Below are 15,540 nucleotides of genomic sequence, written 5' to 3'. Positions count from 1 at the left end.
TTTAAAACACAAAAAGCAAGTATTCGGCGCCGGCGTTTACCCGCTGAACAAGCTGTATGGCTCATCATTATGATGGGCTTGATGCGCAACCATTCTATTAAAGAAGTTTGTGGGTCCTTAGATATTGCCCTGCAAATAAATCCAGATGAAATTTACTCTCATGTTGCTCCTAGCGTATTAACAGACTGTCGCAAACGCCTAGGCGAATCACCCATGAGTTATCTGTTTAGTACGACGTGCGCGGCATGGCATAAGACCATTATTTCTCAACCACATTCATTAGGGCTAAATTTACTCGCAGTCGATGGCACTACATTTAGAGCTCAAGACACACCTGAAAATAGAGCTGAATTTGGTTTTATTTCAAAAAATCATCCTGTATACCCTCAATTACGTATGGTTTCTTTACACTCAACCCATACTCGCATGTTACTTGGAGCCGCCTTTGATAGCTGTGACATAGGTGAAATAACGTTAGCAAAGCGCTTGCTGACAGATATACCCGATGACTCCTTAACGTTATTTGACCGATGTTATTTTTCAGCTGACTTAATGCTAAATTGGCAACAATTTGGCATTAATGCTCACTGGTTGACGCCCGTAAAAAAGAATTTGAGATATGAAGTTATTAAGCGATATGCCGATAATGACTTACTGATTGAAATGCCTGTTTCTCCACAGGCGCGTGCCAAAAATCCAACGTTACCAGAAACTTGGCAAGCTAGGATGATTTGTTATAAGCAACCCAAAGGGGAAATTAAAGGTTTTATTACTTCACTCATTGATCCCGAGCTTTATACCATGGAGGCATTGTTAACTGTTTATTGGGAACGTTGGGAAATAGAGCAGAGCTTTGGTGAACTTAAAAATAACCAACTCAATGGCGAAATAACCTTACGAAGTCGGTTTCCAGAAGGGGTAAAGCAAGAGTTGTGGGGAGTGTTGCTTGGTTATAATCTAATTAGGCTTGAGATGGTAAATATAGCTCAAGAAGCAAACGTTGAACCTACTCGTATTAGCTTTACCTCAGCTATTTGTATAATAGATATGCAAATTCGAGGCTACGCTTTATCAGGCGATGGCACTATTCCCAAAAAACTTCGACTTATGCGAGAAGATGTTAAGCATTTTATTCTGCCTAAAAAAAGAAAACACCGAACGTTTTCACGTTCAGTGCTATATATACCATCAAGGTATCCGTTAAGATATAAGCCTAAAATCTCTTAACCGAACGGCATTAAAATAATAGCGTTGACTTATTTCGTGATTAGAATATTTAATAGCAAGGCATAGCCTGCAAAATATGTTATATATCATTTATCTATAGTGCTATTTAGTGTTGCCACCCTTGTAGTTATAAAGACTTATTTTAATGGGCTTGTTCTAGCCAAATTATTGCATTGAAGCTTACTTAAAGGATCTGCTATGCCTGTTGCGAGTGTTTTACGATTAATTTTATTAGCCTCTATTTGGGGCGGTTCATTTTTGTTTATGCGCCTTACTGCAAATAGCTTAGGTCCTGCGGTATTAATTGAGGGGAGAGTATTAGCGGCTGCATTATTTTTGCTGTTAATGAGCCTCTATCTTGGTCGAAAATTACAGTTTGTTTCTTATATTAAACATTTTTTTATTATCGGTGCCTTTAATAGTGCTTTTCCTTTTCTAATGTTTGCTTATGCCGCACAAACTTTAAATGCATCGACACTTGCGATTATTAACTCAACAGCACCGTTATTTGGTGCTGTGATAGCCAGTTTGTGGCAAAGAGAACGTTTACCATTAAAAGCAGGTCTAGGTTTATTAGTGGGTATGTTGGGGGTCTCGGTATTGGTTGGGCAGCAAGCAATGGCACTTGGTGAACAAGGACTACTAGCTATCACGGCCTGTTTGCTAGCCGCATTAATGTATGGATTTTCTGCAAATTATACTAAGGTTGCACCTGCGGTAGCGCCGTTTGAAAATGCACATGGTAGCATGTGGGCATCCGTGATTATCGTTTTACCATTGCTTCCTTTTATACCTATTAGAGATCCTATTACTTTACCTATTAGTCTTTCGGTATTAGTGCTTGGTGTTGTCTGCACAGGTATTGCGTATTTATTATATTTTAAATTAGTGAAAGACGATGGTCCTGCATCGGCATTGTCAGTGACTTTTTTAGTGCCGCTATTTGGTATTTTATGGGGGCGTTTATTCTTAGGGGAAGCGATTGGATTGAATACCTTATTAGGTGCAATATTAGTGATCACCGGTACTGTTTTAGTGACAGGGTTTTCATTTAAGAAGGCGTTACGCAAGGCTCATCAGTAGTATTAATGGAGTATTTGTAAAGATTCAAGTACTCCATTGCTATAATTTAAATAGCTATAATCTAAATTGCTTTAAAGGTTACTTGGTATTTACCTAGATCTTGATACTTAATTTCTGTTGTATCAATAGGTACTTCTATCGCACCGGCATAAGAGCCTGTGATGATAGCTTGTCCTTTTTTGAAGCTGATACCTCTATCTCGCATGAAATTGATTAACCAATAAACCGGTTTATGTGCAGACAGGTTAGGGTGCTTACCATCGTAATTTTTTGTTTCAGGTTGCCCATCGGTTGCAACTGTAGTGATATCAATATTGATTTCAGAGGCTTGGTAAGCTTGTTCTTTACTGATTTCAGGCCCAATAAATATACCTTGGTTAAGTAGGCAATCTGCTAAATTATCAAAGAAAACAAGGTCATCATTAGGGCTGTAACGGCGTTGTAATAACTCTAGCGCCATATGGCAAGATACAATGGCATCATCGATTTCTTGTTCAGTATAAGGTTGTTCTCGAACAGGTAAGTCCTTACCTAGGATAAATGCCACTTCAGGCTCAATTAAAGTGTTGCCTGGTTGTGTTGGTTGTACTAGGCACTCTGCGCCTTGTTGTACAGTACCTTCCAATACAGGTGCAACCACCATTTGCTCAGGGTTTAATGGCACTAAACATTTCCACCCCTCTATTTTATTGCCGTTTTCTTTAATCGTTGCCATTTGTATTGCGAGTGCATCATCTAGGTTAGTAGGACGACAATCAGTCGCTAACATTTCACCTCTATGATTATTTTTACGTCTTGCTAATAGTTCCTGTGCAGCTTTGACACAAGCTTGATTGCTTAATGTTTGATTATTGTTGTCAGTCATTTTCAGTCTCTTGTTAGTTACGGCCGTTGCCAGATTAAAAGAAGTTATTGTTCAATAATATTAACGTAAATTTATTGAAAAGTTAGTATTTGTATTATTATATGCTCGCTGTGTCACTTTACATGTAAAATATTCTAATGCTTAAGGTTATCGCCTAGTGATGAATTTATCAGATCACAGAGGTAGCTTTTAATTTTATTCAATATATTTCAGCGATCAGACTGTGATTTAATATTGGTAACAGATTAATAAAGCCATTTCATATGATAAAAATTTCGAATTAAAGGTTTGAAATTAAAGGCTTGAGGTTAATGCTGTGCAGTTACAAATTGAAAAGTAGTGGGGTGTTTTTATTGTTTGTATCTGAAACTTAAATATAACGCTTAACATTTTTTACCAGGGCAGATTCAACATTGAAGTGCACAAAGACTATTCACCTACGTTATGATTAAGAATGTAGTCGAATAGTCTTTTAGAAATACATTTTTGATTGTAGTTAGCATTTCTAAGCATTAATGCTGTGCCTTTAATAGCATGCCTTTAATACGATACCTTTAAAACATGACTTTAATTTGGCGATGACTCTTCTTCGATTAATATTTGTGTTGCTTGAATATTATGCTGTTGTAAAAAGCCTAGTAACTGCACCATATACTGCACATCAGCCGTTTTATCCGCTGCAATAACCCATTGTGTTGCAGGTTTTTCCTGAGTTGTTTTAATTAATTTTTGCTGGAACGTTGCCCAATCTGCTTGTGCTACTCCATCAATCGCCCAGTGTGGCGCTTGATGGAGTAAATTAATGGTAACCGCCTTATCATCAACCACTTGGCTAGCACTGCTTTCTGTAGTTGGTAAGTCAACTTCTAATGATTGCAATTTAATATTTGCTGAGAGCATTAAAAATACCATCACAATGAAAATAATATCCAGTAATGGAGTGAGATCAACTTGAAATGACTGTTGATCATTGGCATGTTGACTTCTAATCACGAGTTAACTTCCTGCGTTGTTGCGATAGTTACTTTTGCTGTGCGTTTTTGTTCAGGAAAACTAACGCCTTGTAACCAAAGGTTACAAAAATTAAGTGTAAATTCTAAGCGATAAGTTACTTTATTTGCCCATAACCCTAATAGTTGTGCACCACAAATAGCAGGTAGCGCAATTAACAAGCCTGCGGCAGTGGTGCGCATTGCAATGCCTAATCCATCAGCTAAATCATTAGGGGTGACTGAACCTGTGGTTAAAGCGATCGCTTTAAACATCTCAATTAAACCTAATACGGTGCCTAATAAACCCAGTAATGGACTGATCACACCAATCAAGGCTAATAGCTTTAATCCGCTGTGTAATTCTTGACGTTTATCTTGTACCCAAATGCTGGCTGTATCTTCACGCAATTGTTGGCTAAAGTGTTGATGTGCAAAAAGCATTGCGATACCACGTTTAGCAAGATTTTTTTCTGTCTTTAGTTGCACGCTAAGCGATTGCAATTGCTCGCTTTGCTTTGGGTCATGGCCTTTTAATAATTGAGTGATCTCTTTTTTGCTTAATGAACCAAAGCTTAATAATTTTAATAATCGTTCACTTATGATCATTAACGTTAAAATCGAGCAAATTAATAAAGGCCAAGTCATTAAACCAAGTTGTTGTTGTATTAAATTAAATAAAGTCATGATTAATCCAATTGAAAGCTAATAGGGACATAAATACGATGTGCAACAGTTTTCCCATTGACACTATGAGGTGAAAATCTCCATTTTTTAATGGCTTTTAAAGCTGCAAGGTCAAGTACTCTTGCGCCTGAAGAATCTTTTAATAATAATTTAACTTGTTTACCTTTCTCATCTAACCAAACCTCGTAAGTGACAGTGCCTTGGATCCCCTTTCTTTTTGCTAAACGAGGATATCTAGGTGGTTTAGGTTTACTTAAAAAACGACTTTTTTGTATTAGCTGCGGTTTACCTTGTAAACCATTGTCAGTTTGTACAACTTGTTTTGCATTGACTGTCTGCTGTGCTTTTGGTGCTGCAGTGGGTTGTTCTATCTGTTTTGTTTCTTTCTTTGCCGCCGCAGTCGCGGTTGGTTTGTTAGACTGTTGTATTTTTTTCTTTGGTTTGTTTACTGGCGCAGCTTGCTCTTTGACTTTTTGGATCGCTTTCTGAACCTGTTTTTTCTCTTTTTTAGTCACGCTCTTTTCTTTAACGATGCGCTTTTTAACGGTCTTTTTGACCACGGGTTTGGGTTTCGCTACTGTAGGTGTTGCTTCTTTTACTGGCGCTGGCGGCGTTTCTGTTTGAACGGGAGTTGTCTCAACCTTTTTAGGTGTTGGTTTTGGGGTACTAAAACTAATGCTAACACTTTGCGATTGTTGGCTCATAGGTTGTGCCATAACTGGCTGATCAAACAGTGGGGCAAAAATTAAAGCATGAATCGCGACAGACAATATTCCAGCACTTAGGTAACGAAACATAACGATATAACTCCAATATAAAAATTCTATTCAGTAACAGGACTCATTATCAATTAAATTAACAATGAGATCAATTATCATTTGTATTAAGTTTATATTTTTATTAAGATGCACTCTTTAGGTGATAATGATTATCATCTGTTAGTTGGTTTTATTTGTGCTTTGGGTAAAAAGTAGACCGATTGTTTCACTGTTTCACTGTTTCACTGTTTCATATGATGCCGGTAGGTTGATTGTTTTAAAGATGCCTAGGCTTTTAAAGGTACCTAGGCAGAACTGCAAAATTTAATATACCTGTCACCAATCAAGATATATGGTATTGGAATATGGTGTATTAAATTTTCAGCTAAGGTGGCATGTAATGAAACAATCAATTGTAAATCAGTCGACGCTAAATGAAGGAATATTAAATAAATCTCAAGCTGATCTGCTTTTAGAGGCTGAAATTTTAGACTTCATAAACAGTAAAAAAACACTGCAGCTAGCGACCGTTGATGTAAAGGCTAAACCTAATGCGAGCTATGCGCCTTTTGTTTACTTTGAGCAGGGTTTTTATGTATTGATTTCGGAATTAGCTCGACATACACAAAATATATTAAACAATCCCAGTGCTTCTTTGATGTTAATTGAAGAAGAATCGGAAGCTAAGAATTTATACGCAAGGGTACGCTTAACTTTTGATGCTGAAGCCGTGATCGTTTCACGTGAAACGCAACAGTGGCAAGATGTAATTGAATTGATGATTAACAGACTAGGCAATACGGAACAGGGGCTGAGTCAATTCACAGACTTTCATTTGGTGAAGCTGAAAGTGAAACAGGGCCTTTATGTGAAAGGATTTGGTCAGGCTTATCAAGTGCTAGCTAATGATTTAGCACATCAAATTCATATTAACAAAGGCCACAGCAATGCTTAATGAAAAGTTGTTAATTTTCATTGAATCACCATAAACTGTTACTTTTTTTATTTTTTAACTTTCGTTTATCGATGGCACTCCGTCATTCCAGTTACTTGCTTGCAGGGGGCTTAAGTCCTTAAGTTCTCTGTGAGCCTCCTCTTTATCTTCGGTCCTATATTGGCAAGTGACGTACTTCTTTGCGGCTGCCATGAACAATTAATGCACTTAATCATTTGAACAGTCTTTAGATATGCACGGCCTTTAGTTATCCCCTGTGTTGGGCTGCATGCTTGTGGTTAAGTAATGTATTTTGATTGCGATTGAGGACCTCCTGCAAGATAGGTGTGATATGGATAACTAATTCTCTTTTTATTCACTAAACTGCTCACTTTAAAGAATTGTTTTATTAGCTTCAATCATCACTGTTGCATTATTATATTCTACAGGTGAAGAATATTGAGTAGCACACGGAAGGTTACGATGAAACAAGTGAATAAAGTAGGGCGCCCAAGTGAAAATAGAGATAATCGAGCTAGGCTGATCTCGTCCGCGAGGGAACTCTTTGTAGAGCAGGACTACGACAAAGTATCACTTCGTGAAATCGCTAAAAAAGCACAAGTGGACAGTGCGCTTATTCGTTATTACTTCCAATCTAAACTGGGTTTATTTATGGCGATGCTTAAAGAGACTGCAGCACCTGTTACCGAACAATTAAGCAAAGCAAACCAAAATATTGATGAAAAAAGTAGTGAGTTATTAATGATGACTTACTATCGAGTAATGAGTGAAAACCCCGATTTTCCTAAGTTAATGTTTAAAATCGCTTCAACCCCAATCAGCGATAAAAATATCGATTTTCAACATATTCTGGATCAAATTTTTCGTCCAAAACATATTAATTTGTTTGCTTCAATGCAGCAGCAGGGACTACTAAAAGACGGAGTAGACCCGCTGTGCGCACAAATTAGTTTTTTCAGTATGATGATTTTTCCATTTCTTATTCCTGATCGGATAAAAAATACGATAGGCATCAAAATAACCCCTGAATTTATGTTGAAGTTAGGGCAGCAAAACGCTCAATTATTACAGTTTGGTTGCTTAAATACGCCTAAAAACAACACTATTGAGAGTGATAAATAATGAAAATGAGCAGTAATAAAAAACGCTTAATGACCCTTGGTGTCTTGGTTGGGATTATTATCTTGGCATTATCAATCTTTTTCAAATCTTCACCAGCGATTCAACCTAATTTCGATAAAGCACGTTTAGTCTCGGTGCAAGCATTAAAACTACAGCCAACTGCACCTCTGGTTCTCGCCTTTGGGCGTGTTTTACCTAAAACGACTTGGCAAGCGATTGCTGAAGTGAATGGTAAGGTTATTTATCGACATCCAGGGCTAGAGTCAGGTCGCTTATTAAAGGCGGGCACACTGGTATTAAAAATTGATCCATTTGAATACGAGTTAAAAAAAGCACAAGCCATTGCTAATGTTAATGCCAGTAAAGCCCAGTTAACACGTTTACAACAACAGCAGAGAAATATAAGCGCCAGTTTGGCGATTGAGAAGGAGAAATTACAATTAGTTGATCAAGAGTACCGTCGCAAACTATCGTTAAAGAAAAAGAATTTGATCTCTAACTCTGACTTGGAAACACAAAAACAAACCTTACTGGCACAAAAAAACGTAGTTTTAGATTTAAGCAGTACGTTAAAACTTTTGCCCGACGATAATAAAGTTGCTTTAGCTGAGTTAAGTGTTAATCAAGCCATGTTAGATGATGCACAAAGACAATTACTGAATACTCAAATTATATTGCCCTTTGATGCTCGTATTGCGAATGTTGATGTGGAAAATGCACAGGTGGTTGCATTAGGTGGCGTTTTATTTGACGCGTATAAGTTGGGCACTGTAGAAGTTAAAGCAGAGCTCTCTTTGCAAGATGCAGATATCCTAATGAGTAGTGTTCAATCATTTCCAACACAAGTATCGCTGCCGAATGTCGAAGAGCTTGGTTTTGATGCCAATATTGAGTTACAAATTGGTGAAAAGCAACATCAATGGCCAGCTAAATTGACACGTATCGCCGATAATATAGATGCTGAACAAGCTACGATTGGTTTTTATCTAGAAGTTGAACAGGATGTTACAAAGTTTCAGATAGGGGCTAAACCTCCACTTACTAAGGGAATGTTTGTGAGTGCTAATATTCACGGTTTTGCTTCTTCACAATTTATGATCCCAGAAAAGGCATTACATGGTGACCTCGTTTATGTCATGCAAGAGAATAAACAACTTGCGATGCGTAAAGTACAAGTGCATTTTAGAAATAAACAAGGTGTTGCTATCAATGGGGATATAAAGGAAGGTGAATGGTTAATTTTAAATGATTTAGTGCCTGCAATTTCTGGGATGACATTAAAAATTCAGGAGCCGAAAAAAGCCGCGACCTCAGATCAGGAGTCGTCTCTGTGATTAAACTTTTTACTCGTCACCCAACGCTAGCTAACTTGATCATGCTTAGTTTTTTTGTGCTTGGTTTAAGCAGCCTTAGTAACATTAAGCGTGAAACTTTCCCTGAATTTTCTTCGTCTTATGTTATTGCTAGTGTTATTTATCCCGGAGCCTCTCCCGCCGAAGTGGAAGATAGCTTATGTCTGCGTATGGAAGATGCTGTTGATGGATTAAGTGGCATTGAAGAAGTTACCTGTGATGCGCAAGAGGGGTCTGCATCACTGAGAGTTAAAATGGCTGATGATGCAGATGTTGGTCGCTCATTAGTTGATATTCAAACTGAAATAAATGCCATTAAAGATTTTCCTACACAAATAGAACCACCCACTGTTAAAGAGCTTGATTGGGCAGAACCAGTGGTAGATATCGCTGTTGCTGGAGACGTAAGCTGGCCGCATTTAAAGGCTTATGCTGAAGCGTTAAAAAAGCGTTTAAAGTTAGACTACGATGTTAGTTTGGTGAGCATTTCAGGGTTTTCAGATCATCAGTTTAAAGTGCAACTGAATATACAAGATATGCGCCGTTTAGGGTTAACCGTGGCAGAGGTCGCAGATAAAGTTGGCCGTCAAAATGTTAAAATGCCTGCGGGTACTGTGTCTTTAAGTGACAAGGAGTTATTACTTCGATTTGACCAAAGGAAAACAACTACTCAGGCTTTAGGCAACATGATTATTGCTTCTCTAGGTGATGGTGGTGTGGTGCGTTTAAAAGATATTGCAACACTACAGGATGCCTTTGAGTTTGAGTACAATAAGATTCTGTTTAATGATAAACCGGCGGCTATTTTAAAGATTAAAAAGAATAAAGCAGATGATGCGTTACGTATTAAAGAACGGGTTAGTGCTTTTGTAGAAATGGAACAAAAAACAGCACCCGAAGGTATCACGCTGACTTTAACTAATGATATGTCATCTTTGTTGCAAGACAGGCTGTCGATGTTATTAAAAAATGGGTGGCAAGGGATCATTTTGGTCTTTTTATCGATGTGGTTATTCTTTTCGTTACGCTATTCATTTTGGGTATCCGCAGGGTTGCCAGTCTCCTTTATGGGGGGATTGTTTTTGATGAGTACATTTGGTGTCTCTATTAATGTTATGTCTTTAGTTGGCCTATTAATGGCGATTGGGATCCTGATGGATGATGCCATTGTGATTGCAGAATCGATCGCTGCACACATTGAAAAGAAACTTAGCGTTAATGACGCAGTAATAGAAGGTGTTAAGAAAGTGGCACCCGGTGTTATATCTTCTTTTTTGACCACTATTTTTATTTTTGGCAGCTTATTGTGGTTAGATGGTCAAATGGGGAAAGTATTATCTGTAGTGCCGATGGTATTAATCATGGTGCTCAGTATCAGCTTAATTGAAGCTTTTTTGATTTTACCTAATCACCTAAACCATTCATTAGCTAAACCAGAAAAAATAGATTCTACATTTAAATTCAAACGTGTCTTTTTAGCTAAATTTGAACACTTTCGGCATGTTACTTTAGTCAATAAAGTCGCCTTTGTAGTGCGCTGGCGTTACCTGAGTATTGGTATAACGATCGGTTTACTCTTAACTTCTTTTGCATTAGTCACTGGTGGGGCATTAAAATTTTTAGCATTTCCTGCATTGGATGGCGATATCGCTGAAGCGCGACTTATTTTACCGCCAGGCTCAACGTTGCAACAAACTGAAGCAATCGTCGCGAAGGTGATCAAAAGTGCACAAGTTGTGGGACAAAAGGCGACGCAAGAAAACCAGGAAAGTGAATCGTTAATAAAAGATATTACTGCACATTATAACTCCAATGCTGATGCTGGAGAAACCGGAGCACATGTTGCCACGGTGCGCTTAGATCTATTATCTGCGGAAACCCGTAATACTTTAATCAACTCTTTTATGGAATCTTGGCGTTTGCAAACAGGTGAGTTGGCAGAACCTTTGTCCTTAGTTTTTAAACAACCTGCAATGGGGCCTGCGGGTCGTGATATTGAAATACGTTTGCAACATGAAGATTTAAGCGTATTAAAGCAAGCATCAGTTGCTTTACAGAGGTATTTAAGCCAATTTTCGGGTATCAATGGTATTTTAGATGATATGCGTCCAGGTAAAGAAGAGGTGGTTATTACCCTTAAACCTGGCGCGGAAAACTATGCGCTAGATGGGCAGATGATTGCCAATCAATTACGTGCCGCGTACTTCGGACAAACCGCTGATGAAATCCAAGTGGGCTCAGAAAACATAGCAATACAAGTTTTATTAAATGAACAACAGGCAGGTAATTTACAAACACTTGCTAACTTCCCAATCATGCTAGATCAAGGAGGGCAGATTCCGTTAAGTGCTGTTGCTTTGCTGCAAAGTGATCGTTCCTATGTGCGTATACAACGTATTAATAGCCAGCGAACTGTCACAGTGATGGCCGATGTCGATAATAGAAAGGCCAATGGTAATGAAGTGATAAGTAACATGCGACTTAATTATTTGCCTGAGCTACAACAACAATTCCCTGGTTTAAAGGTTGATTTTGAGGGAGCAGCTAAAGAGTCAGCAAAAACCGGTAGTTCATTGCTAAAAGGTTTTATGATTGGTCTATTTGGTTTATTTGCTATTTTAAGTTTCCAGTTCCGTAGTTATTTAGAGCCCTTTGTGGTGATGTTAGCAATTCCATTAGCTTTAATTGGTGTGCTCTGGGGACATTGGTTAGTAGGGTATAACCTTTCTATGCCATCCATTTTAGGGTTTATATCATTAGCGGGTATTGTGGTTAATGACTCCATTTTATTAGTGCAATATATTCGACATCACATTGATCAAGGTGCTGATGTTTATGATGCAGTGGTGAAAGCTAGTCGAGATCGTTTTAGAGCGGTATTTTTAACCTCGTTAACCACCGCGGCGGGTTTGTTACCGTTGTTATTGGAAACGAGCTTACAAGCGCAAATTGTGAAACCGATTGTGATTTCTATTGTATTTGGTATTTTCACTTCCACTTTATTAGTGTTATTTATTATTCCAAGTGCGTACGCGGTTCTTGCGGATTTTGGGTTAGTACATAAACACAAAGACTTAAGTGAAGATCATTAATTTTTGCTGCTTTTAAAAAAAATAGAGCTGGCAGAAGCGGGGCGTTTTAAACACAACTTTGCACAGTTGTTTAGGGAAATTCGTCTTACTTAGGTGAAGCTGCTCTTGGTCGGCACCATGCAACCAAGGCAGTTTAAAATAGCGTTCGAAGTGTTGATAAAGCGGCGTTGTGATCCACCACACCGTTATTCTCGCGAATTTGTTTCTATTTAACGAATAAATCTGCGTAAATATCGGTGTTGTATCGCTGTGCTTATCCAGAACTGAGGTTATTTAGACTTTAAACTGCTTCATCAGTTGCTGTTGTTGCGCAGATAATTTAGCAATATCTTGGCCTATTTTTTCAGCTTCTGTCGATGACTCTAGGATGACTTGACTGAGGTCTCGAATATTTGAAACATTACCATTCACTTCACTTGAAACAGAATTTTGTTCACTTGCTGCATTAACAATTTCATTACTCATACGTTCAATATCGACAAAAAATAATGAAATATCTCCCAAGCAGCTAACAGCTTGAGTTACCTGTGTTGCTGTTTCAAGAGCGAGCTGATTACCTTCAGTAATGGCACTAGTCACACTGCGAGTACCTAATTGCAATTGTTCGATGACAACCCTTATTTGATCGATAGAGTCGTGAGTTCTTTGTGCTAATTGTCTTACTTCATCCGCGACTACTGCAAAACCTCTACCTTGTTCGCCGGCCCTAGCTGCTTCAATTGCAGCGTTAAGTGCTAACAAGTTGGTTTGCGCTGAAATTCCTTCAATAACCGATAATATATCGCTGATATTGACACTATTTTTCTCAAGCGCATTAGCAATCGGCACTGCCATTGCCATTTTTTCTACCAACTCTTGCATCGAGTTTGCTGATTGCTGCACCACAAGGTGTCCACTTTCAGTTAACTTTTCAGCTTCGCTTGCCATTACAGCAGCCTTATCTGCATTTTCTAATACTAATGCAGAAGTTTGTGTCATCTCCTCTGATGCGGTTGCAACCATATCAACTTCTTTGAATTGCGATTCACTGCCTTTTCGGGATTGTTCAGCTATATTTTTTGCTTCTTTTGATGTTTTGCTCAGAGCATCTGATGTACTGATGACATCTTTAATGGTGTCTTGTATTTTATCTAGGAAGCGGTTAAACCATATTGCAAGTTCGCCAACTTCATCTGCTGAACTGACTTCAAGGCGCTGTGTTAAGTCACCCTCACCACTGGCAATATCTTTTAAACGAAGAGCAACGTTTTTAATTGGAGCAACTAATTTGAGTGACGCAAACCAAATAATAATTAAACCAATCAGGGTAACAACGAGACTTGTTAGAACTTGAACTTTAAGCGTTTGGGCGACTTGTTGTTCAATTAAGTTATTAAGCGAAAGTGCATCTGCTAATACTTCTTCTCTTGGCATTGTAATAATAATGCCCCAATTTATAGCATGTAGCTTAATAGGCATAAATACAGTTAAAAACTGTTGGTCTGCACTCCATTTAGATTGTGTTACTCCCGCACTTAACCATTGTTGTAATTGTGGCTGAGAAGTGAGTTTGCTAAATGTAGGGGTATTTCCATCTGCTGCAACTAATAGTGCATTACTACTAACAATTTGAACTTCGCCTGCACCATTAAATAGTGCTTGATCTGCCTGTTGTGCAAACTGTTTTAATATGTCTATTTTAAGATCAATACCAGTTACTCCAATAATCTCACCTTGTTTACGCAATGGAACAGTAATAGTTGTTACTAAACTTCCTACACCTGCATCATTAGATAAATAAGGATCGATGATACACATGCGTTTATTATCAATACTGCAGGTATACCAACTGTTTTTGTCTTGACCATTAGAAAGTGCGGATTTGTCATTTAATTGTTTTTCAGTTTTGATACTTAAGGTTGCTTCATTACTATCATTTTTATACCAATAAGGAGAAAAACGACCTTTATCATTTGAACTTACGTAACTGGCGTCAATATAATTACCATCTTCACTATCAAGCATATCAGGCATGAAGGTAGTGAATGCTGCATGCATGTTATCGAAGTTTTGTACGGAACGTTTCAAGAGCTCCGACACTGATACTCTTAATAGTTCACTGCTAGTAAAGTTGTCTTCGGCATTTAACTGTAAAAACAGAATACTTTCAGCTAGCATTTCAGCACGGTAAGCCGCTTCATCTAAATATTTTTGCACGATTGATGCTTGTGTATTTGCTTCACTCATTAGTAAACTTTCAGATTTATCAGCGACTGATTTACTACTCTGTATTTGTATTATTTTTTGATTAGAGGTTGAAGATATGAGGGTAAAACCGATTAATGAGATGGCTACAAACAAAATACAAAATCCAGAAAGCAAAGTTATTTTCCACTGTACTGATAATGAGTTCATGTTAATTCCTTTTAAACTAAGAAAATGGCTATTTTCTATATTTCAAACTAAACAGCCTTTATTGGGTTTCCTATCCTATAGAGAGTGAGTGAACACGTTATAATAAACAGATGTTTGATCCACAATTATGGAAACCTTATTGAGTCAGTTATAATTTTATTATTAAAAGCCAAGAGTAAGATATTATCAACTTAATTACCTAATACTAGTTATAAAAAGAGAGGGGTAGCTATAAAATTGCTTTTGTTTATTTTTTACTAGGTAAACTCAGGTGAATATCTAAGTTATGGTCATTTGCCATAGGCCTCATATTAAACACTATTACATTAAAAATAACGTATCTAAAAAGTATTCCGAATCAACATTGATTTGTTTAATAAATTAAACTGAAGATAGGTTCAGTTTTAGCTAAATTATTATTAAGATCACTTAACTGTTAGAATGCGTCTCACTATTTTATTTTAGACTCTCTCGGAAATTACTATGTCAGCTCCTGTACTTAATTCGCTTGAAGATTTTTATCGATTACTGTCAACTCAACTTGAGAGTAATGGGGTGGTGAAGCTACTCTTGAGCAAATATCGAGGTCAAGATAAAAGCTTAAATCGGCTCAATATTCGACCACTTACTTTGCAAAATGAAGCGGTATTAAGTTTTGTCTATGAACATCAAACGAACCATATTACTAAAAATCATAACCATCAAAATGCGTTACTTGAGATCACTGCACTTTTGGGTGATGACTTCAAAAGTGCCTATTTAACGCTGCAGGATTCAGAAATCCAATTAGAGTTTAGTAAAAAGGGTAAGTTAAAAATATCGCAACATAAAGCCAAGCAAATACAAGCTACACCAGCTACTCATAATCGAGAGAAACATCGTTATGTGGACATTCAGCGTCCTTTTTTAACCGCGCTAAAAGTCACTGATAAAAACCAAAAATTGATCCCTGCTATGTCTAATAAGTGGAAGCAAATCAATAAGTTTATTGAAATTTTTAGCCAAGCATTGGAGGT

At 37.6% G+C, this 15,540-nt stretch carries 12 protein-coding genes; 7 read left to right on the top strand and 5 right to left on the bottom strand.

Translation table 11 applies throughout. The features are described from left to right. A partial coding sequence (locus MT391_RS19620) for an IS4 family transposase (protein ID WP_499499709.1) occupies positions 1–1,227 on the top strand: 1,227 nt, incomplete at its 5' end. Positions 1,228–1,425: 198 nt separating this feature from the next. Then, a complete protein-coding gene (locus MT391_RS19615) occupies positions 1,426–2,310 on the top strand; it encodes a DMT family transporter (protein ID WP_499499708.1) in 885 nt (294 codons plus the stop codon). Between the two features lie 61 nt (positions 2,311–2,371). On the opposite strand, the gene MT391_RS19610 is transcribed toward MT391_RS19615, so the two are convergent. The 4 genes from MT391_RS19610 to MT391_RS19595 all read right to left on the bottom strand — a co-directional run bounded on the left by MT391_RS19610 (position 2,372) and on the right by MT391_RS19595 (position 5,648). Beyond that, complete coding sequence (locus MT391_RS19610; RefSeq protein ID WP_499499706.1) at positions 2,372–3,175, bottom strand: hydratase; 804 nt, start codon at positions 3,173–3,175, stop codon at positions 2,372–2,374. 567 nt (positions 3,176–3,742) lie between these two features. After that, on the bottom strand, positions 3,743–4,168 hold the full coding sequence (locus MT391_RS19605) for an ExbD/TolR family protein (RefSeq protein ID WP_499499705.1): 426 nt from the start codon (positions 4,166–4,168) through the stop codon (positions 3,743–3,745). Beyond that, on the bottom strand, positions 4,165–4,851 hold the full coding sequence (locus MT391_RS19600; protein ID WP_499499703.1) for a MotA/TolQ/ExbB proton channel family protein: 687 nt from the start codon (positions 4,849–4,851) through the stop codon (positions 4,165–4,167). The genes MT391_RS19605 and MT391_RS19600 overlap by 4 nt, the downstream gene beginning before the upstream one ends. A gap of 2 nt (positions 4,852–4,853) precedes the next feature. After that, entirely contained in the window at positions 4,854–5,648 is a 795-nt protein-coding gene (locus MT391_RS19595) for an energy transducer TonB (protein ID WP_499499701.1), read from the bottom strand. Positions 5,649–6,009: 361 nt separating this feature from the next. Here MT391_RS19595 and MT391_RS19590 point away from each other — a divergent pair, with 361 nt between their 5' ends. The 4 genes from MT391_RS19590 to MT391_RS19575 all read left to right on the top strand — a co-directional run bounded on the left by MT391_RS19590 (position 6,010) and on the right by MT391_RS19575 (position 12,130). Beyond that, positions 6,010–6,564, top strand: a complete 555-nt coding sequence (locus MT391_RS19590; RefSeq protein WP_499499700.1) for a pyridoxamine 5'-phosphate oxidase family protein — start codon at positions 6,010–6,012, stop codon at positions 6,562–6,564. A gap of 462 nt (positions 6,565–7,026) precedes the next feature. Continuing rightward, positions 7,027–7,686, top strand: a complete 660-nt coding sequence (locus MT391_RS19585; RefSeq protein ID WP_499499699.1) for a TetR/AcrR family transcriptional regulator — start codon at positions 7,027–7,029, stop codon at positions 7,684–7,686. Further along, positions 7,686–9,020, top strand: a complete 1,335-nt coding sequence (locus MT391_RS19580; protein WP_499499697.1) for an efflux RND transporter periplasmic adaptor subunit — start codon at positions 7,686–7,688, stop codon at positions 9,018–9,020. Before MT391_RS19585 ends, MT391_RS19580 begins: the two co-directional genes overlap by 1 nt. Next, on the top strand, positions 9,017–12,130 hold the full coding sequence (locus MT391_RS19575; protein ID WP_499499695.1) for an efflux RND transporter permease subunit: 3,114 nt from the start codon (positions 9,017–9,019) through the stop codon (positions 12,128–12,130). Before MT391_RS19580 ends, MT391_RS19575 begins: the two co-directional genes overlap by 4 nt. 273 nt (positions 12,131–12,403) lie before the next feature. Here MT391_RS19575 and MT391_RS19570 read toward each other — a convergent pair whose 3' ends face one another. Next, entirely contained in the window at positions 12,404–14,524 is a 2,121-nt protein-coding gene (locus MT391_RS19570; RefSeq protein WP_499499693.1) for a methyl-accepting chemotaxis protein, read from the bottom strand. A gap of 483 nt (positions 14,525–15,007) precedes the next feature. On the opposite strand from MT391_RS19570, the gene MT391_RS19565 reads away from it, so the two are divergent. Continuing rightward, a partial coding sequence (locus MT391_RS19565; RefSeq protein ID WP_499499692.1) for a hypothetical protein occupies positions 15,008–15,540 on the top strand: 533 nt, incomplete at its 3' end.

It is taken from the genome of Vibrio sp. 1-Bac 57, from assembly GCF_037546855.1.
Classification (GTDB): Bacteria; Pseudomonadota; Gammaproteobacteria; order Enterobacterales; family Psychromonadaceae; genus Psychromonas.
The sequence above is the reverse complement of the archived record's forward strand: the minus strand, read 5'-3'. Positions and strand labels throughout refer to the sequence as shown.